Below are 22,734 nucleotides of genomic sequence, written 5' to 3' on the forward strand. Positions count from 1 at the left end.
AACATCGCTTAAAACGCACCTGGATGAATCTATATAAAGCACTTTTACTTATCCTCGTATTGGCAAGTGGCTCTATCGCTAAGGCTGCCCCCAAACCCGATACCACCAAAAAATACCCCAACCGCCCCGCTTCCCTCGGCATCATAGGCGATACCGCCGATGTAAAAGCGACAACCGAGCTGGGTGTCGTGATGATGGGTGGCGGTAAAGACGTAGATGCTGCCTTTAAATGGATGATTAGCCGCAGCGGTGGCGGAGATGTGGTCATCATCCGCGCCTCGGGTACGGCGGCTTATAACCCCTATATTTATGAGCTGGGCAAGGTAAACTCCGTAGAAACGCTCAAAATAGATTCGCGCGAGCTGGCTGATAACGATACCGTGGCGAATATCATCCGCAATGCCGAAATGCTGTTCATCGCCGGCGGCGACCAAAGTAATTACATGAAGTATTGGCGGGGCACCAAAACCATGGCCGCCATCAACTACCTGCTCAACAAAAAGCATGTGCCGGTAGGCGGTACCAGCGCAGGCTGCGCCATCCTGGGTGGCTTTTACTACAGCGGCGAAATTGCCAGCCTTACGGCCGATACGGCGTTGGCCAACCCCTACCACAATCTGGTAAAGCTCTACAATAACGATTTTGTCCACGCCCCCTACCTGCAGAACGTAATTACCGACCAGCACTACCTCACCCGCAGCCGCCAGGGCCGCCACGTAGTGTTCCTCGCTCGTATAGCTAAGGATTGGCATGCCGACATCAAAGGCATAGCCGCCGATGAACGTACCGCAGTTTGCATGGACGAGAACGGGCAGGCGGTTGTATTCGGTAGTAGCAAAGCCTATTTCTTGTTACCTGATGCTACGAAACTGCCAGAAACCCTCACCCCCGGCACACCGCTCACCTGGAACCAAAACCAACAAGCCCTGAAAGTGTATGAGATAAAAGGCTCAGACACTGGTGCCGGAAATTTCGATTTGGCAAAGTTTGATTTAAGCAAAGCAAGCGGCGGCAATTGGCTGTGGTGGTGGGTGCAGGATGGGGTGTTGCATAAAAACCAATAACAATGATAGTTTTCAAACTTAGCAAATGGGGAAAGATAGCTTTTAAGGTTTTAATATATAGCCTCTTAGCAATGGCCCTGTCAAGTATTACCGTTAATCTTTTATTGGATTTTGGCGGAAAAATAATAACGATAATATACGGGATATGCTATGTGGTTATTTTTGCATCAATTTACCTCGTCCTGATATCCTTGATTGTTTTGGTTTTTCAGCTTGTTAAATATCGCAACAAGTCAAGCAAGATATAATCATCGTTCATAAAAAGGCACTGCACACACCTGGTTGCCATTATTTGAAGTCATCAGAATTTATCGGATATTCGACAGCTTAACTTAAAACCATTATCCGTAAATGAAAGCCATAAGTACTTTATTACTACTCGCAGCCTGCCTGCTCTGTAAACCCCTGTTTGCCCAGGAAACGCCCGAAACGTACATCAATAAATTTTTTACCGAATACAAAACGGCACCTTTGTTGGCCATTGACCACCTTTACGGTACCAACCCCTGGATGGCGAAGGCGAAAGATGCTGTTGAAGGATTAAAGTCGAAACTGGCTGTGCTCACGCCGGATTATGTAGGCGATTATTATGGCGCAGAACTTATTACCACCAAACAGCTTAAAGACCGCCTGAAAGTTTACGTCTATATGGCAAAATACGAAAGGCAGCCCATTCGCTTTATTTTTAAGTTTTACAGAGCCAACGACAAGTGGATGCTCTACAGCTTTAAATTCGACGACCAACTGGACGACGAACTGGAACAATCGGCGAGGTTAGATAACGCCGGCCCGGTAAAACCGATGAAGAACTGACATCATAATTTCTACATCAAACAGAAAGCCCCCTGCAAATCTGCCGGGGGCTTTCTGTTATTATATTCATCAAATACTATTCGCTCTTGCCAACAAAAGTCCATTTATAAGCGGCACCATCTTTCACGATGCCGAAGTAATCGAACGTCCCGCTGGCGCGGTCGCCTGCTGCATCTAAGGCATCGGCGCCGGTAATGCCGGTATCTTTGTTAGCTTCTGCTACAAACAGCGTTTTTATCTTCGCAAAATCGGCAATGCTACCGCCTGTACTTTCTAAAGAATAAGCTATGGTCCAAAGCGCATCGTAAACAGCTAAGGCGTAAGCATCCGGGTCAACCCCGGTTTTAGCTTTTATCTTGTCGGCAATGGGCTGCCATTTGCTTTGCAGCGCGGTGGGCAAACCGAATGATGGCGCAAAAAAGCCGGTTTTAATGGCAAACTCCGCCGCAACGGCGTTACCGGTTAATGCAGTACTCAGCACAATACCGTCGCCACCGTACCATTTTATACTGTTTAGCGTAGGCTCGGCACTGGCGAGTTTGAATAGCTCTATTCCCTCATCAAACGATGCCAGGTAAACCGCAACTTTGCCCGCACCCTTAGATATGGTTAGGCGGGCAACCTCGGCTTTTATGCTGGCTATAACCGATGCATAATTTGCTGACGTAATTGGGTACGGTGCAATGGCACTAACTTCGCCGCCTTTGGCAGTGAATGCCGCACCGGTTGAGGTTTGCAGGCCTTTGTTGCCTGCATCGTCGCGGGCAACGGTAACCAAACCTGTGGCACCCTGCTTAAATATGGTTGCACCGCTCGCAGCACCTTCTATCTTATCCGAAGGGCAAAAACGGAACACGTTATCATCGGCAATGGCTAAGCTCCCAGCTGTGCTGCTTTGGCTCACCACCAATACATTGTGGGCATCGGCCTCTGGCTTTATAAGCGCGAGCTCGGCGCTCGATTGCGGCCCGATTACGAATTTTATGCCCCGGTCTTTAGCATCAACGAACAACAACCTGGCTGTTTCGGTTTCGAGTTTGGTATCAGATACCGCAACCGATAGCCTGAAGTTGGCATCCTTTGTGTCCAGGTATTTATTGATATCCTCCTGAGCAATTTCTAAAGCGGCTTTAGAAGTGATGCCCAGAGACGACCAGTTACCCGTTAAGGAAAAAAGCCCCTGCACCCTGATGGCCTGGGGTACGATAACCTTTTTTGATTTGGCGCAACTTTGCAATAGCAAGGCAACTACAGTTAAAGTAATAAGGGATAGGAATAATTTTCTCATTTACAGCGTTTTGTTTCAGCGGCAAAATACACAAAATTATCTCTTAGTAAACAAGGCTTTAATTTAATATCGGGCTAACCATTTACCTTAATCTTAATTTCTCCGTGTGGTGTCCCCCTCCATTCGGAGGCTTTCTTTATGGATGGCGTTCATCAACTCGGTAACGAATTCGGCAGAAAGGCCCTCCACGGCACCTGCTGCCACGGCCCTGTCAACCACTTCTTTAAAACGGGCAGGCTGCAATGGGGGTACGTTATTCTTCTTTTTATATGCGCCAATCTCCCGCACGATGCGTTGCCTGTTGCCCAAAACACTAATGAGGAGTTTATCAAGCGAATCGATCTTCTTGCGGCCGGCGCTTAAGTCCTGGTTTATTTGTTCGGCAGTTTTTGTTTGGGCAGATGCAGCAAAGCTAATGGCTATGCAGCAAGCCAGGCAAAGCGCCACTTTTTTGATATGTTTCATCAGGCTGAAGGTTTTAATTATTAGTGTAAAATACACAAAATAATTAATTCGGCTTGTTGCTATATTTAGGCTGTCATAAATTTAAGCAATGAGTAGTTTTTTATTCGATACTAAGGGGCTTTCGCAAGACACGATAGACAGTTTCCAGGCTACGTACGATGAGTTGCGGTCGCGTTTCAATATGCAGCTAACCGGGCATATCAACTTCCATCTGGAAGATTTCGATGCCTTTAACCAGTACCACGATTATAACCTGCTGGGCTCCTACGTTATCAAGAACGGCCATAGCGACTGCTATGTATTGTTTGTAGATACCCATTCCAAAAAAGCCCACGAAGGCCTCATTACCGACCATTTTGAATACCAAACCTGGGCGCTGGCCTACCTGAAACGCGATTTTGGTCGTGTAAAAATCCGCCCCGAAACTCTGCGCGATAAATTAGCCGAGCTGATACACCCGCTGGAGCTGGATTTTAAGGAAGACAAAGCCTTCAGCGATACCTTCTACGTGATGGTAAACGACCACGCCAAAGCCATCAGCTGCATGGACCGCCAGTTCCGCAACGCGGTAATGGATATCCGCGAAGATGATTTCGTGATAGAAATAGTAAACCACACCCTCATCGTAGGCAACAAAAAACCAATAACACCCACGCGGGCAATTTACATGGCCGAGTTTGTTTGTAAGCTGGCGGAGGTGTGTTAACGAAAAAAAGTTCCCCTCTTGAGAGGGGAACTTTTTTTCCTACTTCAGCACCGCCGGCAATATATACTGCTGCATCATTTTATCGGCTTGCGGATGCGCATAGCTTTCGTTATACGCGGTTGAAGTAATGATAACCACCAGCGGCTGGTCTTTAAAAATAAAGATCTTGTTGCCGCCGTTGCCGGTGCAGTACCAGGTTTCGTAAGCTTGATTGCCAATGGTGTAGGTTTTGTTCCAAAACAGATAGCCGTAATTCCCGGGGCCAACTACATCTGCGGGCAAAGTCATTTGTTTGGTGAATGATTTTTGTATCCACTCTTTGGGAATGATTTGCTTTCCGGCCCATACCCCGTTGTTTTTGTATAACTGCCCGAATTTGGCAAAATCCAATGCTCTTAGCCTAATGCCGCCTGCTGTGCTGGGCACATGCTGCGGGGTGTATGGCCATTTATAATTGGTGATGCCAAGGGGCTTGAACAGTTTAGCATCCGCATATTTATCCAAGCCGCCGGGGACTTTTTGATTGAGGATATCCCCTAATACCACAACGCCGGCGGTAAAATAGTTCCAGCTTTTGCAGGCCTGCTTGCTGCTATCCACCTTAAGGTCCAGCGCGAATTTCACCCAGTTATCCATGGGGTACATATTGTTTTCGTTGCCGGGCGAATCGTCGTCGTTGTCGTTCGCGTCGAAAACCGAGCTCATGGTGAGCAGGCTTTTGATGGTGATGCTGTCTTTTTTTGGCGAGTAGTTGCGGTAATTCTTCAGGTTATAAAAATCGCTTAGGGTCTGCTGTTCCGATTTGATGTAGCCATCCTTTATAGCGATGCCCATCACCGCTGATGCGAATGTTTTGCCAACGGAGCGCGGATCGTGCAGGGTGTCGCGACCTTCGCCGTTAAAATATTCTTCGATCAGCAGTTTGCCGTTTTTGATGACTACGATACTGCTGATGTTCTTGAACTTGTTCTGGGCAATCTTCTCGTTCATGGCCATAACGAGCTTTTTATCATATGGCTCTGCAGATACAGGCCATCCGCTGCCGGGCTTTATAGCTTGTATCTGCACATCCTTCACCTCGGCAGGTTCTACAATGATTTTCAAATCGCCTTTGGCTATGATATCGCCCACCTTAAGCGCAGGGATGGTAATGTAAGGTCGCAATTCTATCCGCAGGGTATGCGTACCAGTAGTTAAGGCATCTTCCCCGCCGCGCACCATCATGCGGGCAAACAGGTACCTGCTCCACATATCCTCGTGCTGCGTGCTGATGAGTTTGATGCGCAGGGCGGTACGGCCGTTTTTCAAATACGCATAGCCGGCGCCCTTGTTCAGGTTTTCCTGGTAAATGAGTTTATCGTCTATGTAAAAGGCAAACTGGAAGTTGCCCTGGTTCAGTTGCGTCACCGTAAGCTCCGGTGCCATCTGATGCTGGTAATTGGTAAGCGAATTACCCAAAAAAGCGCACATACTGAGGTTGTTCTTTGGGTTCAGCACCAGTTCTTTTACGATATCGGCATCCGTAATCTGCCCTACGGGGATAGTATCGTTCAAAAAAATGATATGTCCAATGTTGGCTTTGTGGATTGGCGCGGTAATGGGCGCAGGCTCTACAATGTTGGTGGTTTGTGCCGAAGCTTTATGAGCGATAAAGCAAAGCGCGGCAAATAGCAGGTGTTTTATTTTGATAGGCATGTTTTCTATTTTGATGTTGTACATGCAAATCTGCGTTAATTTAACGGCCCAAAATAGAACAGGATTAACATGCCCGCATTAAAAGTTTACGGTATGCGGTTGGGTTTGCCTGGTTAATGCTTTTAAAGCTACGCAGGAAATGGCTCTGATCGGCGAAGCCGCAACTGAGGGCAATATCCGTTAGGGACAAATTCATGTCCGGCAGCAAGCCGAAAGCTTTTTCAATGCGCAGCTTGCGGATATATTCGCCAAGGTTGCAATGAAAGTATTTTGAGAAATCGCGTGACAGGTGCACCGGGTGGATGTTCAATGTTGCAGATACCTCGGCAAGGGTAAATTTAGCGGCAAGGTTGTCGTTCAGGATTTCCTTTAGCCTGCCTACCCAAAGCGGTGTTTGTTTGGCGGCAGATTGGGTATCGCCCTGCATGCGGGCCAATGCCTGCAACAGCAGGGCTTCGGTAGAAAGCGCGGTGAGGCCATCCTGTACTTTTGTTTCGCGGAATATTTTGTAGAACAAGAATTTAATATCGGGGTTAGCCACCGCAAAGCTGCCTTGTAAATTATCGCGGTAAAGTTTGAAGCTATCAAACCAGGTTTGGTTCAGTTCGATGTGGAAGCCGCGCGTAAAGCCTTTGGGTTTGATGTTGTAGTGTGCATCCTGCCAGTTGTGGAACAGCAGGCTGCCGGCGGTGCAGTTATACACTTCTTTCTTATTGCCCTCGATAACTTTGCCATCTAAAATAAAGGTAAAGTAGGCGTTATCGTGGTAATGCCAGTCTACCTTATCGTGGGTGTATTCGGTATCGGTAATGGTGGCAAAATCCAGGTGGATGGTACTGTTGGTTTGCCCGTAAAAGCGGCCCGTTTTTAGATTTTCCAAGCTTATGTCTCTTTAGAAGCTGCTTCAAAATCAGCAATACCATTATTGAGTATTTTCCTGTCAGTATCGTTCAGTTCTGCAGTTGTATCCGACAACAACTCCACAACAATATAATATTCCTCTTCAGATTTAATTCGTTGCGCCTTAAGCACTTTTGCAATAGTGTTTTTTACTGAAGCCCGAAGTTGCAATAAAGATGGGAGTTGATTATCAGTAAGGTCTTTATCGATATCCTTTAGTATATTTTTGCCTCCATCGTCAATTCCAATAATGAGATCTGCCAATGCCTGCTTAAGACCTTTGATAGCATTTGGTAGACTTTGGACTTCTATACGGGCGAGTTGTTTTATCGGACAAGTCTCGTCTGTAATAAAGTCCGGAGGGAAAAGCTTTATCTTATGGTTCCAAATTATTTCAAACACCTTTTTATAGGCCTGATAATTTGTTTTATTGATTAATAAAGCCATCGCAAGAGCAAAAACGACTTACTTACCCAAATCAATCCCGGCAGCAGCGCTGTGCTGGCGTACGGTTTGGATGTTGGTGTTTTGGTAATCGTTCTCTACCAAACCATCGCGCATACGTACTATGCGGTGGGCATGCAGGGCAATATCTTCCTCGTGCGTTACCAATATAATGGTATTGCCTTTTGAGTGGATATCCTCTATCAGCCCCATAATTTCGATGGATGTTTTGGTGTCCAGGTTACCTGTAGGCTCATCGGCCAGTATGATGGACGGGTTGTTTATCAAAGCACGGGCCACAGCAACACGCTGGCGTTGTCCGCCCGAAAGCTCATTAGGGCGGTGATCGGTGCGATTGCCCAGGCCTACGTTTTCCAGGGCAGCTTTGGCACGGTCACGCCTTTTCTCTTTGCTGATGCCGGCATAAACCAGCGGCAAGGCAACATTATCTAAAGCGCTGTTACGCGGCAAAAGGTTAAAAGTTTGGAAAACGAAGCCGATTTCGGAGTTGCGCACTTCGGCCAGCTCGTTATCTGTCATGTGGCTTACGTCCAGTCCGTTCAGGATGTATTCGCCTTTGGTTGGCGTATCTAAACAGCCCAGGATGTTCATCAGCGTAGATTTACCAGAACCTGATGGACCCATCAGCGCAACGAATTCGCCTTTATTTATATTAAGCGTAACCGACTTGATAGCGTGTATAATCTCCGCGCCGATAACGTATTTACGCCCAATATCCTTTAAAATAATCAGTGGCTCTTCCTTGGCTTTAGCTAGTGGTATCATCCGTTTTTCTTTCTTTGACAATAAGGCAGGGTGAAATGTTACAGAGGAATTTGAAAAGATAATAGAATCAAGAGTCAAGAATCAAGAGATAAGAGTAACAGCACTTTAAGATGTTTAACTTCTTGTTTCTTATCTCTTGATTCTTGACTCTTGTTTCTTGACTCTTGTTTCTTGCGTCTACTTAATCACCTTCGCTACCAAAAAGTGGCTATTATCGTGACCGGGAGCGTTTTTCAATGCTTCCTCGGTAGTTATAACCTGCTTAACTACGTCTTCGCGCAGGATGTTGGGTTCATCGGTCATGTACACCAGGGGCTCAACGCCGGTGGTATCTACCTCATTCAGCTTATCCATAAAGCCGAGTATTTTGTTCATATCGGCAATCATTTCTGCTTTTTCGCCGGCGGCAAGTTCCAGGCGGGCAAGGTGGGCTATCTTATCAACTGTTTGTTCGTCTATGGTCATGCTTTGCTAATTTTTTGCTGATGATGGCGTGCACCTCGTCGCGCAGGGTATCGGCATCGTCAATGGTTAAGTGCGCCGTTTCTATCGGCTTATGTACAAATATATTACATATCCCCGGCCTCGAGCCGTATTTAAGCCCGTCGTCCCATAAAATTTCCCAGGTATTTAAGGATGTTACGGGTATTATAGGAATTTTAAGCTCAATGGCCATGCGGAAAGGTCCGTTCTTAAAATCTTTTAGCTGGGGAGGGTAATAGTCGGGTATGGTAGCTTCGGGGAAGATGATGGTGGTAACGCCGCTTTGTAAACGTTCCATTACCTTTTTAAACGCGCGGAAAGATGCGATTTTGCTTTGGCGGTCAACAGGCACGTCCACCGTTCGGAAGAAAAGGCTCGTCACGAAGAAATCCGCCAGTTCCTGCTTACCCATAAAGCAGCAATCGTTGGTCTTCACGAAGATACTCATGGCGGTGATATCCAGGTTGCTGGTATGGTTGGGGCAAATGATATAGGTTCGGCTCCAATCGATAGGTTGCTCTACCTCAAAGCTATACAGTATGCCTACTAACAACGAACTGATGTACCCCCAAAACCTCCGCAATGCATTCATGTACTTATAGCGGGAGGTTTTGCGCGAAAAATAATAAAAGAATGGGAACAATACCAGGTACGAAAACGCCACGCTAAAAGCGTAAAGGTACACGTGCACTTTCTTCAATATCATTTTCATCGCCCTCAAAAATATAAAAAATACTTACTTTCGCCCCCTATATGGAAACTGTTGTTAGTGGCATAAGATCTACCGGGAACCTGCATTTGGGCAATTATTACGGGGCTGTACAAAACTTCGTTAAAATGCAGGATGAATATAACTGCTATTTTTTTATTGCCGACCTGCATTCCTTAACCACGCACCCTACCCCTGCTAACCTGCACGGCAACGTAAAGCAGGTTTTGGTAGAGTACCTCGCCTCGGGCATCGACCCTGAAAAATCAACCATTTACGTACAAAGCGATGTGCCGGAAGTTACGGAATTATATCTGTATCTCAACATGAACGCCTACACAGGCGAGTTGGAACGCTCTACCTCATTTAAAGATAAGGTACGCGCCAACCCCGATAACGTGAACGCGGGCCTTTTAACCTACCCCGTTTTAATGGCTGCCGATATCATCATACACAAGGCTACCAAGGTACCGGTGGGTAAAGACCAGGAACAACACCTGGAGATGGCCCGCACCTTTGGCAACCGCTTCAACCGCCTCTACAACAACGATTACTTCCCCGAGCCTTATGCTTTCAGCTTTGGCGAAAGTTTGGTGAAGATACCCGGGTTGGACGGTAAAGGCAAAATGGGCAAAAGCGAAAGCGAAGGCAACGCCATTTTCTTATCAGACACGCCTGAAGCGATCCGCAAAAAGGTGATGCGCGCCGTTACCGATGGCGGCCCCACTGTAGAAAACCAGGAGAAACCGCAGGAGATACAAAACCTGTTCGATTTGCTGAAAGTAGTTTCTACCCCCGATACGCTGGCGCACTTCGATAACCTGTACAATACCATGGCTATCCGCTACGGCGACCTGAAGAAACAGCTTGCTGAAGATATGACCCTAGCCACCGCGCCCATACGCGAAAAGATAAACGATATAGCCAACGATGCCGCATACCTGAGGAAGGTTGCCAAAATGGGCGAAGAAAAAGCCCGCGAAAGCGCCTCCAAAACTATACGGGAGGTGAGGGAAATTATCGGTTTCAGGAAGTTTTAAGTTAGTTGATGGCTGATGGTTCATAGTTCATAGCAGCTACAGCCATTTCTTACACCAAATTCAAAACATCGTTTGATGGTTCATGGTTCATAGTGTATATTAGCGAGGTAGCTAGTGCTGGTTGGGCTATGCCTCCTACCATGAACTATAAACTATTAACTATCAACAAATAATCACAACACCATCTCATGCACATAGCTATTGTAGGAAATATTGGCGCGGGTAAAACTACCCTTACAGAAATGCTGGCGAAAAATTACGGCTGGGAGCCGCTTTACGAAGCGGTTGACAACAACCCCTACCTGGAAGATTTTTACAGCGAAATGAAACGCTGGAGCTTTAACCTGCAGATATACTTCCTCAACAGCCGCTACCGCCAGATACGCGAGATACAGAGCAGCGGGCGCAACATTATCCAGGATCGCACCATTTATGAAGATGCCTACATCTTCGCCGAGAACCTGCACGACATGGGGCTGATGACCACCCGCGATTACCAGAACTACGAAAGCATGTTTGATAACATCACCGAGTTTATCAAACCGCCCGATTTGCTGGTGTACCTCAAAGCATCGGTACCTACCCTGGTAAACAATATTCAACGCCGCGGCCGCGAATACGAAATAGGCATAAGGATAGATTACCTCTCTAAACTGAACGAAAAGTACGATAAGTGGATAAAAGGCTATAAACTAGGCAAACTGCTGGTATTGGATAAAGACAACCTCGATTTTGCCAACAACACCGAAGATATGGCCACCATTGTGGAGAAGATAGAGCGCGAGATAAACGGGCTGTTTTAGAAGAGACTAGAATATGAGATATATAGAGTTTATAATTAAAAACTTTAAAGGAATTGAGGATATAACATTTAATCTCGAAAAGTCACCGGAGGCGAATATCTATACACTCGTAGGGCTAAATGAAAGCGGAAAAACCACAATTTTAGAGGCTATTAATCATTTTAACTTATATGACGATGGCATTAATGCACTGCATTCGTCAAATGTAACTTCTGTCGATAAAAATTCGTTTATCCCAATCAGTAAACGCGATAATTTCAATGATACTATTTCCATTATCGCAACATTGAAATTAGATGAGGATGATCTAAAGAAAATAAATAATTACGCTAAAGAAAATACTGTTTTTAGGGAAATTCAGTCGAAAGAAACAGTAACCTACTTCCGACATTACAAATACAAGAATTCATTATTTGAGGAGCTTGATAAGAAATGGACAGGGTTCGATGGCATATTGAAATCCGACCATACAGATAATTACATACATGTAAGTGATAAACTTTATCAAAAAGATAACGCAGCCCTTGCAACATTTTGTAGAAAATTAATACCAAGTATATTATATTTTCCTAATTTCTTATTTGACTTTCCTTCCAGGATATATCTGGAAACGAAGAGTCCGCCAACCCCTAAGCAAAGTTTCTATATAGAGTTAATTCAAGACATACTTAACTCGTTGGAAAACAATACTAATATCAAAGAGCATTTAATTGATAGAATTAGAAGCGACGATCCCAGTCAAAAAAAAGCTCTTGACAGGCAATTACAGCTGATGCAGCGAAAAGTCTCAGAGGTGATTTTTGACGCTTGGAATAAAATTTTTAAAAGGCAAATTACCGACACCAGAATTGTTATTTCTCACAACATAGATGGTGAAAATCTCCCATTTTTGGAGTTTGAAATAGAAGCAGAAGACGGCATTTATCAATTAGACGAAAGGTCGTTGGGTTTTAAATGGTTTTTTATTTTTCTACTTTTCACTCAATTCAGACCTTTTAGGAAAGACACACCACAAAATCTTATATTTCTTTTTGACGAACCTGCATCTAATTTACATTCATCCGCACAGCAACATCTTTTAAAAAGTTTTGAAAACTTAACAGAGAATTCAAAGGTAATTTACACAACACATAGCCACCACCTTATAAATCCCAATTGGTTAGAAAGCACATTTGTGGTTAAGAACGAAGGATTTAATTTGGAAAATCCTGAAGTCTATAATATCAAAAAAACAAATATCACAATTGAATCCTATAGGGAGTTTGCAGCCAAACACCCATATAATACAGCATATTTTCAACCTGTACTAGATGTATTGGATTATGTTCCCAGCAACTTAGAAAATCTACCCAGTTGCATTTTCTTAGAAGGCAAAAATGATTATTACACATTAGCCTATTTTAAAGATATTATATTTAGCAATAAATATGAGCTGAATATGGCACCAAGCACCGGATCCGGCAATTTGGATACCTTAATTAGCCTATATATAGGTTGGGGTAAAGAATTTGTAATTTTATTAGATTCTGACAAAGCTGGGATTAAAGAAAAACAAAGATATATTGAGAAGTTTGGGATAATTGTCGAAAATAGAATATTCCTTTTATCAGATATAAATAAAGACTGGGAGAAAAAAGAATTGGAAAATCTATTTGAAAATAATGATGCGTTAAAATTTCAATTGCGTACCTATACCGCCACAACATCATTTAACAAAACGCATTTTAACAGATCAATTCAGGAAAGTCTAATTAATAAAAACGCATTTTCTTTCTCTCCAGGCACACTAAACAATTTTACCAGAATATTAGATTTTATGTCCACCAAAATCGGTGAGACAGGCTTATAGCCTTCAGCATTATAAACAAGTTACATTTGTACATAGTCGCCTAATTTCCCCTCTACCTCCTTTTTTCACAATTGCATTTTTAGTCGCCAATGCCAATAAGTCCCCCAATGGGTTGTAAACAGCTTGCTATTTATAATTGGCAATTTTATACTTTATCTGCAACGAGAACACAAACTCTACGGCGGGCTCTGTAACTATAGGGTTAATTACTTTATCAAGGCCGGAGTAATCCAAAGTATCATAGTAATAAGTTGTGGTAGGCGCCAGTTCTTTTCTTTTTTCATAATAGCCTGTATAAGTAGCGCTGTTCTTTGTGGGTGTATAGCTTTGGTATAACTCCGAGGGGTAATAGCTATGTAACGTTTCGTCGTAAATTTGCCCGGCCGGTTTTAACTGCATGCCGGTAGCCGCCACGTATCGGTCCTTCTTTTTCGCAATTATGCCAGCCGCCAATTTAAATAATTGATTGCTGATGGTATCCAGATCATTAACGATATAATCAACCTTTATCAGGTCATATATCCCAAATTTGGATGCCGCAACCAGCAACTCATCCAGGTTTTTTACACTATTAACTTTAATGATTACATTTTTCTTAATCTCAAAGCCTTTTTGGTATTGTTCAACTATAGGGCCACTTGTGTTGAAGTCGTAGAACTTAGTTTGGGTGGTCATATCTACAAATACATCGCTAGGTTTGATGTTGAACTTAGGCAATGAACTTTTAAACCCTGCTATACGTTTATTTATCCGATTATTGGCATCGGTAATTGTGGCCGCAGTATCGGCCACGCCGAAAGTAACCACATAGGCATCAGCAATTACATTCATTAAAACATCGGCTTTAATAACAAAAGTAGAATCGGTGAGGTAAAGCTTTGGAGCGTCCTGTTGTGCTTTTGTTTTAGTGTACGACTGCCTGTCATAAACAATATTGCCGCTGTGCTGCGCCTGCAGCGAAAGCGCGCCAAAAAGAAGTAGGCCTGTTAAGGTAAATTTCATGTGATAGCTGATTAAAGGTGTATTAGGATTTTGCTTTATGACCTTTTGCAAAACCGAAGGTTTAAGCACCTTGAAAAATAATTTATTGGCCATGCCAAGCTCCCTTAACTCTTCAAGCCTCTCCAGCCTTTCCAACATCCCCACAAAGCCTCCGCCGGATTTAATTTCCGGAAGAAGCCCCCTGCACATCATCATTACTGATACCTCTTTTGTTTTTCTTCATACTCTCTTTTAGTTTACCGAAACGGTAGTTTAAGCTGGCGGTAACACCCCTGAAATAATTGCGATTAATATTGGTCTGGGTAAAATCGGGGCCGAAGGAATCTTTGATGTTATTCCTGTATTTCGTGAAAGGGTTATTTGCCGATACAGCAAACGAAAGCTTACTCTTCACGATGTCTTTATTAACACTGATAGATGTACTGGCATATGGGTTCGAAGTACCCTGTATCGACAAATTGGGGCCGTTTAAAAACGCGTTTACGCTAACGCGCCAGCCCTTTTCAAAATTATAGCCGCTGTTAACCGATGCCCCGTACATAAAGCCCTGGTTCTTTACCAGTACGCCGTTTACTGTGCCCTGCACCCGCCCGTGCGCTATCCTGCCGTTAAAAGACGTGCTCCATTTTTTGGTGATAGGGTAACTGATATTAGCGTTGAAGGTAAACAGCCGTGCTTTCCCGGTATTATCGAAACTACTGCGGGTAATGTTAGTAGCAGGGTTAAAAACCACTACGGGCATAATGAGGTCGTTAAAATAATTATAGCCAAGCATCAGGTTCAAAGAAGCTTTTTTAGATACGCTATAGCCTAACTGCAAATTATTTGATACGGCAGGCCTCAAGTTGGGATTACCCGATGATTCGAAATTTGGGTTCGAGCGGTCGACAAAGGGGTTGAGCTGATAAATGCCCGGGCGTTGTATCCTTTGCGAGAACCCCAGGTTAAGGGCACTCATGTTCTTGAATTTCTTATTGATGCTGACAGAAGGGACGATATTGAAGAAATGTTTGCTTAACTGCGACGAGGTCGAAATGAAGTCGGCATCGATAATCGTCTCTTCAATGCGTGCCCCGGCCTTAAAGGCCCAGCTTTTCAACGTATAGGTATAGCTGTTATATGCTCCCAATACCTTTTGGTTGTTGTCGAATTTATTGCTCCGTGCCGGGTCGGTTTCAAAAGCACCATTCGCCGAATTGAACGACTGGTATTGAAAATCGCTGTTATTATCCCTGATAATGGCCTTAACACCCCCTTCTATATTCAGCTTTTTTACAGGATGCACATAATCGATCTGAAATGTTTGTTCCGCAGATTCCCCTTCGTTGTGCTGGCGGTAATCGGGCGTAGTATAGTTCACCCGGTTCGATGCTGTTAAGTCGGCATTTTGCGTGTTATTGAACGTAAAATATTGGTAAGAGAACGTGAGCAGCCTTTGCTTGCTGCTTTTAAAACCCAATTGATAATTCAAAGCGACGTTTATTCCCCTGCCGCCGGCCTGGTTATCATTAAACAAATCATACTGCTGGATAACGCCGCCTGATCCGTTCAGGATAGAGTTTTGCAGGTTGGTGCCATCCTGGTTGTTGCCGTTCAGGTTAAATTGCCCCGAAATTAGATTGAGGCTATCTATTTCATAACTGAGCCCTACTTCTGCATAGCCGTTTTTGCCACCCCATTCGGCAGAGTTATTCTGGCTCAGGTTGGTCGGGCTGCTACCGGTAGTCAGCCTACGGATTGAATTGCTTACCGCAGGCGAGTTTGCAATATTGGCACCGAAAAATGCCGATAGCTCGAACTTGCCCTGCTTAGAAGAAAATGACCCGCCTGCCCTTGGGCCACCTACCGGGAATACGTGGCTCACATTTACGGATCCGTTGTATCCGTTGTCAACTCTTTTATTGGTTACGATATTGATGATGCCGCCTATGCCTTCTGCATCGTATTTCGACGAAGGATTGGTAATTACCTCGATACTCTGGATGGTGGAGGCGGGCATGCTTTTCAGGATATTCTTGGGGTCCCGCTCCATCATGCTCGATGGCTTCCCGTTGACCAGTATCTTAAAACCGGTTTGTCCCTTTAAAAGGATATTATCTTCTGCGTCTACAGATAACAGCGGCACTTTCCGCATCATATCCAGCACGTTGCTGCTCTTGCTGTCGGGATCCGACTTAAGATCATAGGTAAGTTTGTCCACTTCCTGTCTTACAATTGGCTTATCTGCTGTAATGGCCACGGCTTTAAGCTGAGTTGTCTGCTCGCTGAGCACGATGCTTCCCAGGTCTCGCGCAGGGTTTGCATTGTCCGTAAGATCGATAGGAATCGTTTTTGGATTATACCCAACACTCACTATCGATATCAGGTATTTTCCCGCCGATAGTTTCTCAAAGTAGAATGCACCGTCTGTTTTTGTTGCTGCTGTGCGCAAAAGCTGCTTCCCTTCGTTACTCAGGTTAACGGTTACGTAGTTTAACGGCTTGTTTGTTGCCGAGTCCATAGTCACCCCCTTTAAAGAGAATAATGCCGGCGCGGTTTGTGCAAAGCATGGAATAATGGCAACAGAAAAGAGGATGATGATTAAAAGTTTTAGTTTCATAGTTATTGCGTTAGATGTTTACAGGAAAAATACGAGCCGTCTCAATAGACTAAAAAGCTATTAATTTATATAATACCATGCAATACATAGTACTATAGACATATGACAACCGCCTAATTGGATTTGTTACACCTGATTGAAATAAAACTTTGCGCTGCCTGGCAACATTGAAGAAACCCGGTAAGCTTTGTGGCTGCTTACCAATTCCTGGTTGCTAAAAAGTGATGGGAAAACCGGTTGGATAGAACAGTAAACATCCGGTTTTATTTTTAACGCGCCTACCGGGCGGTAAGCTATTGCGTTAGTTGTTGAGTACCCAGCGTAATATTTTAGCGATATTCTTCGCATCGTCTACACCGCGGTGGTGGGTACCTTCCAGCGGTAAGTTCAGCATTTCCAATGCGCTGGCCATGCCTACACTGCGGTTCATCCTGCGTTTTTGCGAAAACATGGTTTTCACATTGATGTGCGAGGGGCCGAACGGATAAGCTACCCGCATTTCGCTGCACTGGCGCTGAAACTGGTTGCGGTCGTAGTCGCCGTAGCTTGCCCAAACGCGATTTTGAGAATCGTACTCGCGCTCCAAAATATCGCAGGCATCGTCGAAATAAATGCCTTCATCTTCAATTAAACCCGGCGTAATGGAAGTTAATTGTGTGCAGAATTTGCTTATCTGCGAGCGTTCCGGTATTACCAAAATGCCCCGGTTGGCGCTGATTTCGCCGGTGTCGACATCCAGCAGGCAAACGCCTACTTCAATAATGTCGTTTTTTTGGCCGGGTGGCGTTATACCCTCCCAGCAAGTGGCCTCAATATCTACCACTAGAATTTTGTCTGATTTCATTTTACTTGTGTTTTTTACATATTAAAAATTTGTTTTAAAGCTTAAGCGACGGTACTTAAGCCCCTTACTGTTAATATACAAAAAAAACACGACAATAAAAAATGAAAAATCACCTACAATATCCTTTTTCAAAGAGGCTCCGCTGCCGCAGAAAAAGCCAGGAAGTGATGGCCAAGGCAAACAAAAGATAGGTTATCGGCGGTTTACGCTTCGCCTGTCGGGAAAAACAAAAGACTGGTTAACATGATCAAACTGCAAGCCTTCAATGGGTATATTCAATGCTTCGCTTAATGCCTGTACCGTTCCAAATAAAACAATGAGGCCGTTTGTATCTATGGGCATCCATTTTATATCAATCACTTTAACTCTTAAGCTCTCCATGCTAAACCTTTTAAAATAATCATAAAATAAAGTTATCCCCGCCCTGCACAACGGTTCCCATTGTGGGTCCGCCAGGTAGTCTACAGAGAGTCTTAACGAGTGCTGGCTCTCAACAATTGCCTCCAAATCTATAGCAACATAAAAGCCTTTATTATCAACTTGTTTTCTAAAGGTATACGTGCTCATTTAGTAAATATATTATTTTTAAAAGCTAAATGCTCTTAAGCAATATATCAAATTAACTATTTGATTGCTTTTCAATCATAAAGTGTTACTAATTGATTTGTTTTTCATCAAGAAGTAATACTATTTGATGAGTTTTCAATCGATAAGATCGCGTTTCCCCAAGAAATCTTGCGCGACAAATAAATTTGTTCTCGGCAATACAAGCTATGTATACCCTCTGTGCAAACCTCAGTGCCCTTCGTGGTTAAATAACAAAACTTGCGCAGCCTCGCTACAGTTCCAAACATTATAACCCTCTCCCCCAAACCTTTTCCACATTTGCATTTTTGATACCCCAAAGCCCGTAAATTTTCCTACTTTTGTACCCCGTACACAAACATTCGGCAACGACCATATTCCGCTGCCGGGATTTCAAAAAAATCTCATGACTAAATACATTTTTGTTACGGGTGGCGTTACCTCGTCGTTGGGCAAGGGCATCATTTCCGCCTCATTAGCTAAACTCCTCCAAGCCCGCGGCTACCGCGTTACCATCCAAAAGTTCGACCCGTATATTAATATCGACCCGGGAACTCTTAACCCCTACGAGCATGGCGAATGTTACGTTACCGAAGATGGCGCCGAAACCGACCTCGACCTTGGCCACTACGAGCGTTTCCTAAACACCCCAACCTCCAAAGCCAACAACATTACCACCGGCCGCATTTATCAAAATGTGATCAACCGCGAGCGCGAAGGCGCGTTCCTGGGTAAAACCGTGCAGGTGGTACCGCACATTACCGACGAGATAAAGCGCAACATGCGCATACTGGGCGAAACCGGCAATTACGACATTGTGATAACCGAGATTGGCGGCACCGTGGGTGATATTGAATCATTACCCTTCGTAGAGGCCGTACGCCAGTTTAAATGGGAAGCAGGCAGCGGCAACGCACTGGTAATACACCTTACGCTGATACCTTTCCTGGCCGCAGCAGGCGAACTCAAAACCAAGCCTACGCAACACTCGGTAAAAATGCTTTTAGAGTATGGCATCCAGCCCGATATTTTAGTTTGCCGTACCGAGCACCCTATTAACATCGATATCCGCAAAAAGATAGCCCTGTTTTGCAACGTAAACATCAACGCAGTTATCGAATCGATGGATGCATCTACCATTTACGATGTGCCCCTGCTGATGCTGCGCGAGCAGCTGGATAAGACCGTGTTGACCAAACTGAAGCTGAGCCACAAAAATGAGCCTAACCTTGACAATTGGAAAGCATTTTTGGGCCGTTTGAAAAATCCTACCTCCGAAGTGAAGATTGGCCTGGTTGGTAAGTACGTAGAACTGCCCGATGCCTATAAATCCATCATCGAAGCCTTTATACACGCAGGCGCGTCAAACGAATGCAAGGTAAAAGTGCAATACATCCCATCAGAACAATTGACTGTTGAGAACGCAGTAGATAAACTGAAAGGGCTGCATGGCGTGTTGGTTGCCCCCGGCTTTGGCGAGCGCGGTTTCGAGGGTAAGATAGAGGCCATACGCTACGTGCGTCAGAACAATATCCCGTTCTTCGGTATATGTTTGGGCATGCAGTGCGCCGTGGTAGAGTTTGGCCGCAACGTTTTGGGCCTGGCCAATGCCAGCAGTACCGAAATGAACGCCGATACGCCTTACCCGGTAATAGCGATGATGGAGGACCAGAAAAACATCACCAACATGGGCGGCACCATGCGCCTCGGCTCCTACCCATGCGACTTGAAAAAGAACAGCAAAGCAGCGCTTATTTACGGCACAAATCATATTACCGAACGCCACCGCCACCGTTACGAATTCAACAACGAGTACATTAAACAGTACGAAACTGCCGGCTTGCTGCCATCGGGCATTAACCCCGAAAACGGTTTGGTAGAGGTAGTTGAGCTTAAAAATCACCCGTTTTTTGTGGGTGCGCAGTTCCACCCCGAATTAAAATCAACTGTTGCAAATCCGCATCCACTTTTTATTAACTTTGTCGCCGCTTCGCTGGCTTACGCCCGCAAGAAATAACGCTTAAAAACAGTATGTTGATTAGCACACGGTTGTAACAAAACCCGCCGGCGGTAATCATACGATATATTAGATAATGGATAGAAATACGTTTACAGGATTATTCCTGATCATGGTGATCATGGGGGCTTCGATATACTTCATGAAGCCTTCGGATGCCGACATCAAAAAAGAACAACAACGGGTACACCTCGATTCGTTGAAAAAGGCCGGCGTAACAGCACCTGCAATCACCACCGTTAAACCCGATACCGCAAAAAAATCTGCCGTGGTAGATTCTGCTGTGCTTAAATCGCCTTTCGGCGCGGCAAGCGTGGGTAAAGAGGAATTTGTTACTATAGAAAACGACGAGCTTTCGCTTAAGCTTTCTACCAAAGGTGGCCGCGTGTATTCTGCCGAGTTAAAAAAGTATAAAACGGCATATAAAAAACCACTGGTACTATTCAGCGGCGATAAAAACACCTTCGGACTGACCTTTAGCGCGCAGGGCAAAACCATCAACACCAACGACCTGTTTTTTGCCCCAAGTACCAAAGAGTTGAAAGTTGCGGCCAAAGATTCTGCTTCGCTAACTATGCGTTTAAGCTACAGCCCTACCCAATATATCGATTACATCTACAGTTTAAAAGGTACCGGCTACAAATTAGGCCTTACCATTAAACCAGTTGGGCTCGATCAGGTAATCGCTAACAGCGGAACGCTTAATTTAAGCTGGGCTGCCAGCCTGCTTAAACAGGAGAAAGATATTGCGCAAGAACGCCAATACACCACCGTTTACTACAAAAATACCGACAACGAGGTTGATTACTTAGCCGAGGCTAAGGATGATACAAAATCTATTACCGATAAAAAACAGCAATGGGTTGCGTTTAAACAGCACTTTTTCTCAAATGCTTTGATAGCCACCGGTGGTATCAATAAAGCTACGTTGACCGTTAGCCACGACGTTGCCGACACTACCGATGTAAAGCAAATGAAGGCCGACTTGTCGCTGGGCCGCGATGCCCTGGGCGCAACACCGCTGATATTCTACTTCGGGCCAAACCGTTACTCAACCTTGAAAGACCAGGGTTACGATCTGCAGAAACTGGTTAACCTGGGTTGGGGCCCGTTGAAATACATCAACCAGTTTGCCACGTTGCCCATCTTCAACTTCCTGAATAAATTCAACTGGAACTACGGTATCATCATATTGGCTCTTACGTTTATCCTGAAATTGGTTTTATCACCACTTACCTATAAGTCGTACTTAAGTATGGCCAAAATGCGCGTGTTGAAGCCCGAGATGGACGAGATAAAGGCAAAAGTTGGCGAAGATAACCCTACCCTTTTGCAGCAGGAATACCTTAAGCTTTACAAAAAAGCAGGCGTAAACCCCTTAGGCGGTTGTTTGCCCCTGGTGATACAGATGCCAATCGTAATCGCATTCTTCCGCTTTTTCCCAAGCTTGTTCGAGCTTCGCGGCCAAAGCTTCCTGTGGATGCACGATTTATCTACCTACGATTCGGTTATCACGTTCGCCCCGATATTCGGCGTGAGCCACATCAGTTTGATGTGTTTATTGATGACCATCTCTACATTGATATACACTTACTTCAACAACCAGATATCGGGCGCAACTGGCCAGATGAAATACATCGGATACATTACGCCGGTTATCTTCCTGGTAACGCTGAACAGCTACCCATCTGGTTTGAACTACTATTACTTCCTGGCCAACATGCTTACTTTCGCGCAGCAATACCTGATCAAATTCATGGTTGATGACAAGAAGATACATGCCCAGATCCAGGAGAACAAAAAGAAACCCGAAGATCCCAAAAAGAAAAAATCAGGCTTCGGTGCCAAACTGGAAGAAATGATGCGCGAGCAACAGAAAGTTCAGCCGAAGAAATCGAAATAGAGAATAGAAACTAGTTGATTAGCGATTAGTTAACCGGCATAATATTAAACCCATAGCTGTAGAAGCTGTGGGTTTTTTGTTGGAGAAGATTTACATTGCAGCATGACAAGCTATAAAGAATTCGAAATAGAAGTGCTTAACGAGCCAGATTACGAACCGGAATCTGTAGAGGACAGTAATCGTTATGCTGCTGTCCATTCTGATCCGGAAGATACTTACCGGCCAAATTCCAAGCATGGGATAAGGGTTAGCCATGATGGCGCCGAAATAGCTTCGGCAATAGTATTAGGTTATGCGGGAGCTACGGGGATTGGGGAGAATTCCTACGTCGTCACTGATGACGTAATTTTGATATGCTGCAGCAACCAGGTATATGCCTTGGCATTGCCTGAACTTTCCTTAAGGTGGAGCAAACAACTGGATTTTGCTACCTGTTTCGGCGTTTACGAGTTTGAAGACGACTTTATAATCCATGGCGAAGTAGATATAAGCCGCATAACCATCAATGGCGATATCAAATGGCAATTCAGCGGTGCAGATATCTTTGTAAACCTCGATGGCGAACTCTCCTTCGATATTGTTGACAGGGAAATTAAGCTCATCGATTTTTTAGGAAACAAATACACATTGAACGGCGACGGCGAAATGATGGATTAGAACCACACTTCCTGACCCTTCCATCTTTTGTAACCTTTTTAACTTTTCTAACCTCTCCAACTTTTTTAACTTTTACAGACTA

Annotated in this window: 21 protein-coding genes; 9 read left to right on the forward strand and 12 right to left on the reverse strand. The window is 44.6% G+C overall.

Features of this window, described 5'->3' with window-relative positions; translation table 11 throughout:
- The first annotated feature begins 23 nt into the window (after positions 1 to 23).
- Complete coding sequence (locus tag AC1DYT_RS24935; protein ID WP_477472209.1) at positions 24 to 1,064, forward strand: cyanophycinase; 1,041 nt, start codon at positions 24 to 26, stop codon at positions 1,062 to 1,064.
- A 351-nt stretch (positions 1,065 to 1,415) separates the two neighbouring features.
- Complete coding sequence (locus AC1DYT_RS24940) at positions 1,416 to 1,877, forward strand: hypothetical protein (protein ID WP_477472210.1); 462 nt, start codon at positions 1,416 to 1,418, stop codon at positions 1,875 to 1,877.
- Between the two features lie 76 nt (positions 1,878 to 1,953).
- Here AC1DYT_RS24940 and AC1DYT_RS24945 read toward each other — a convergent pair whose 3' ends face one another.
- On the reverse strand, positions 1,954 to 3,165 hold the full coding sequence (locus AC1DYT_RS24945) for an ABC transporter substrate-binding protein (RefSeq protein WP_477472211.1): 1,212 nt from the start codon (positions 3,163 to 3,165) through the stop codon (positions 1,954 to 1,956).
- Positions 3,166 to 3,258: 93 nt separating this feature from the next.
- Positions 3,259 to 3,630 carry a chorismate mutase gene (locus AC1DYT_RS24950; protein ID WP_477472212.1) on the reverse strand — a complete coding sequence of 124 codons (372 nt, stop codon included), beginning with the start codon at positions 3,628 to 3,630 and terminating at the stop codon, positions 3,259 to 3,261.
- Between the two features lie 88 nt (positions 3,631 to 3,718).
- On the opposite strand from AC1DYT_RS24950, the gene AC1DYT_RS24955 reads away from it, so the two are divergent.
- The gene (locus AC1DYT_RS24955; RefSeq protein ID WP_477472213.1) at positions 3,719 to 4,336 is read left to right on the forward strand and encodes a hypothetical protein; all 618 of its coding nucleotides are present in this window, start codon (positions 3,719 to 3,721) and stop codon (positions 4,334 to 4,336) included.
- A gap of 39 nt (positions 4,337 to 4,375) precedes the next feature.
- On the opposite strand, the gene AC1DYT_RS24960 is transcribed toward AC1DYT_RS24955, so the two are convergent.
- From AC1DYT_RS24960 to AC1DYT_RS24985, 6 genes are all read right to left on the reverse strand, one after another.
- Positions 4,376 to 6,055: a serine hydrolase domain-containing protein gene (locus AC1DYT_RS24960; RefSeq protein WP_477472214.1), complete on the reverse strand. Its 1,680-nt coding sequence runs from the start codon at positions 6,053 to 6,055 to the stop codon at positions 4,376 to 4,378.
- Positions 6,056 to 6,095: 40 nt separating this feature from the next.
- Positions 6,096 to 6,911, reverse strand: a complete 816-nt coding sequence (locus tag AC1DYT_RS24965; RefSeq protein ID WP_477472215.1) for a helix-turn-helix domain-containing protein — start codon at positions 6,909 to 6,911, stop codon at positions 6,096 to 6,098.
- Positions 6,912 to 6,913: 2 nt separating this feature from the next.
- Positions 6,914 to 7,378, reverse strand: a complete 465-nt coding sequence (locus AC1DYT_RS24970) for a hypothetical protein (protein WP_477472216.1) — start codon at positions 7,376 to 7,378, stop codon at positions 6,914 to 6,916.
- 18 nt (positions 7,379 to 7,396) lie between these two features.
- Positions 7,397 to 8,161: an ABC transporter ATP-binding protein gene (locus tag AC1DYT_RS24975; RefSeq protein ID WP_477472217.1), complete on the reverse strand. Its 765-nt coding sequence runs from the start codon at positions 8,159 to 8,161 to the stop codon at positions 7,397 to 7,399.
- 177 nt (positions 8,162 to 8,338) lie between these two features.
- On the reverse strand, positions 8,339 to 8,626 hold the full coding sequence (gatC, locus tag AC1DYT_RS24980) for an Asp-tRNA(Asn)/Glu-tRNA(Gln) amidotransferase subunit GatC (protein ID WP_477472218.1): 288 nt from the start codon (positions 8,624 to 8,626) through the stop codon (positions 8,339 to 8,341).
- The gene (locus AC1DYT_RS24985; protein WP_477472219.1) at positions 8,601 to 9,356 is read right to left on the reverse strand and encodes a lysophospholipid acyltransferase family protein; all 756 of its coding nucleotides are present in this window, start codon (positions 9,354 to 9,356) and stop codon (positions 8,601 to 8,603) included. Before AC1DYT_RS24985 ends, gatC begins: the two co-directional genes overlap by 26 nt.
- Before the next feature lie 41 nt (positions 9,357 to 9,397).
- Here AC1DYT_RS24985 and trpS point away from each other — a divergent pair, with 41 nt between their 5' ends.
- From trpS to AC1DYT_RS25000, 3 genes are all read left to right on the forward strand, one after another.
- Complete coding sequence (trpS, locus tag AC1DYT_RS24990; RefSeq protein ID WP_477472220.1) at positions 9,398 to 10,393, forward strand: tryptophan--tRNA ligase; 996 nt, start codon at positions 9,398 to 9,400, stop codon at positions 10,391 to 10,393.
- Positions 10,394 to 10,581: 188 nt separating this feature from the next.
- A complete protein-coding gene (locus AC1DYT_RS24995; RefSeq protein WP_133232732.1) occupies positions 10,582 to 11,196 on the forward strand; it encodes a deoxynucleoside kinase in 615 nt (204 codons plus the stop codon).
- 13 nt (positions 11,197 to 11,209) lie between these two features.
- Positions 11,210 to 13,045: an ATP-dependent nuclease gene (locus tag AC1DYT_RS25000; RefSeq protein ID WP_477472221.1), complete on the forward strand. Its 1,836-nt coding sequence runs from the start codon at positions 11,210 to 11,212 to the stop codon at positions 13,043 to 13,045.
- Positions 13,046 to 13,171: 126 nt separating this feature from the next.
- Here AC1DYT_RS25000 and AC1DYT_RS25005 read toward each other — a convergent pair whose 3' ends face one another.
- From AC1DYT_RS25005 to AC1DYT_RS25020, 4 genes are all read right to left on the reverse strand, one after another.
- Positions 13,172 to 14,047, reverse strand: a complete 876-nt coding sequence (locus tag AC1DYT_RS25005; protein ID WP_477472222.1) for an SIMPL domain-containing protein — start codon at positions 14,045 to 14,047, stop codon at positions 13,172 to 13,174.
- A 160-nt stretch (positions 14,048 to 14,207) separates the two neighbouring features.
- Positions 14,208 to 16,646, reverse strand: a complete 2,439-nt coding sequence (locus AC1DYT_RS25010) for a TonB-dependent receptor domain-containing protein (RefSeq protein WP_477472223.1) — start codon at positions 16,644 to 16,646, stop codon at positions 14,208 to 14,210.
- 301 nt (positions 16,647 to 16,947) lie between these two features.
- Complete coding sequence (locus AC1DYT_RS25015) at positions 16,948 to 17,490, reverse strand: 3'-5' exonuclease (protein ID WP_477472224.1); 543 nt, start codon at positions 17,488 to 17,490, stop codon at positions 16,948 to 16,950.
- Positions 17,491 to 17,682: 192 nt separating this feature from the next.
- Positions 17,683 to 18,057 (reverse strand): hypothetical protein, encoded by a 375-nt coding sequence (locus AC1DYT_RS25020; RefSeq protein WP_477472225.1) that lies wholly within the window; start codon positions 18,055 to 18,057, stop codon positions 17,683 to 17,685.
- Positions 18,058 to 18,481: 424 nt separating this feature from the next.
- Between AC1DYT_RS25020 and AC1DYT_RS25025 the strand changes: the two genes are divergently transcribed.
- The 3 genes from AC1DYT_RS25025 to AC1DYT_RS25035 all read left to right on the forward strand — a co-directional run bounded on the left by AC1DYT_RS25025 (position 18,482) and on the right by AC1DYT_RS25035 (position 22,652).
- Positions 18,482 to 20,092, forward strand: coding sequence for a CTP synthase (locus tag AC1DYT_RS25025; protein ID WP_477472226.1), 1,611 nt, complete (start codon positions 18,482 to 18,484; stop codon positions 20,090 to 20,092).
- Between the two features lie 76 nt (positions 20,093 to 20,168).
- Positions 20,169 to 21,995, forward strand: coding sequence for a membrane protein insertase YidC (gene yidC, locus AC1DYT_RS25030; protein WP_477472227.1), 1,827 nt, complete (start codon positions 20,169 to 20,171; stop codon positions 21,993 to 21,995).
- Positions 21,996 to 22,097: 102 nt separating this feature from the next.
- Positions 22,098 to 22,652 carry a hypothetical protein gene (locus tag AC1DYT_RS25035; RefSeq protein ID WP_477472228.1) on the forward strand — a complete coding sequence of 185 codons (555 nt, stop codon included), beginning with the start codon at positions 22,098 to 22,100 and terminating at the stop codon, positions 22,650 to 22,652.
- Positions 22,653 to 22,734: the final 82 nt, after the last annotated feature.

The sequence above is a fragment of the Mucilaginibacter sp. P1_D10 genome (assembly GCF_056406215.1).

Coding starts and splice junctions, on each gene's coding strand:
- AC1DYT_RS25005 (WP_477472222.1), bottom strand. CDS start 14,047: ATGAAATTTACCTTAACAGGCCTACTTCTTTTTGGCGCGCTTTCGCTG.
- AC1DYT_RS24945 (WP_477472211.1), bottom strand. CDS start 3,165: ATGAGAAAATTATTCCTATCCCTTATTACTTTAACTGTAGTTGCCTTG.
- AC1DYT_RS24935 (WP_477472209.1), top strand. CDS start 24: ATGAATCTATATAAAGCACTTTTACTTATCCTCGTATTGGCAAGTGGC.
- AC1DYT_RS24995 (WP_133232732.1), top strand. CDS start 10,582: ATGCACATAGCTATTGTAGGAAATATTGGCGCGGGTAAAACTACCCTT.
- AC1DYT_RS25035 (WP_477472228.1), top strand. CDS start 22,098: ATGACAAGCTATAAAGAATTCGAAATAGAAGTGCTTAACGAGCCAGAT.
- AC1DYT_RS24975 (WP_477472217.1), bottom strand. CDS start 8,161: ATGATACCACTAGCTAAAGCCAAGGAAGAGCCACTGATTATTTTAAAG.
- AC1DYT_RS25000 (WP_477472221.1), top strand. CDS start 11,210: ATGAGATATATAGAGTTTATAATTAAAAACTTTAAAGGAATTGAGGAT.
- trpS (WP_477472220.1), top strand. CDS start 9,398: ATGGAAACTGTTGTTAGTGGCATAAGATCTACCGGGAACCTGCATTTG.
- AC1DYT_RS24940 (WP_477472210.1), top strand. CDS start 1,416: ATGAAAGCCATAAGTACTTTATTACTACTCGCAGCCTGCCTGCTCTGT.
- AC1DYT_RS25015 (WP_477472224.1), bottom strand. CDS start 17,490: ATGAAATCAGACAAAATTCTAGTGGTAGATATTGAGGCCACTTGCTGG.
- AC1DYT_RS24985 (WP_477472219.1), bottom strand. CDS start 9,356: ATGAAAATGATATTGAAGAAAGTGCACGTGTACCTTTACGCTTTTAGC.
- AC1DYT_RS24960 (WP_477472214.1), bottom strand. CDS start 6,055: ATGTACAACATCAAAATAGAAAACATGCCTATCAAAATAAAACACCTG.
- AC1DYT_RS24970 (WP_477472216.1), bottom strand. CDS start 7,378: ATGGCTTTATTAATCAATAAAACAAATTATCAGGCCTATAAAAAGGTG.
- AC1DYT_RS25025 (WP_477472226.1), top strand. CDS start 18,482: ATGACTAAATACATTTTTGTTACGGGTGGCGTTACCTCGTCGTTGGGC.
- AC1DYT_RS24950 (WP_477472212.1), bottom strand. CDS start 3,630: ATGAAACATATCAAAAAAGTGGCGCTTTGCCTGGCTTGCTGCATAGCC.
- gatC (WP_477472218.1), bottom strand. CDS start 8,626: ATGACCATAGACGAACAAACAGTTGATAAGATAGCCCACCTTGCCCGC.
- AC1DYT_RS25010 (WP_477472223.1), bottom strand. CDS start 16,646: ATGAAACTAAAACTTTTAATCATCATCCTCTTTTCTGTTGCCATTATT.
- yidC (WP_477472227.1), top strand. CDS start 20,169: ATGGATAGAAATACGTTTACAGGATTATTCCTGATCATGGTGATCATG.
- AC1DYT_RS25020 (WP_477472225.1), bottom strand. CDS start 18,057: ATGAGCACGTATACCTTTAGAAAACAAGTTGATAATAAAGGCTTTTAT.
- AC1DYT_RS24955 (WP_477472213.1), top strand. CDS start 3,719: ATGAGTAGTTTTTTATTCGATACTAAGGGGCTTTCGCAAGACACGATA.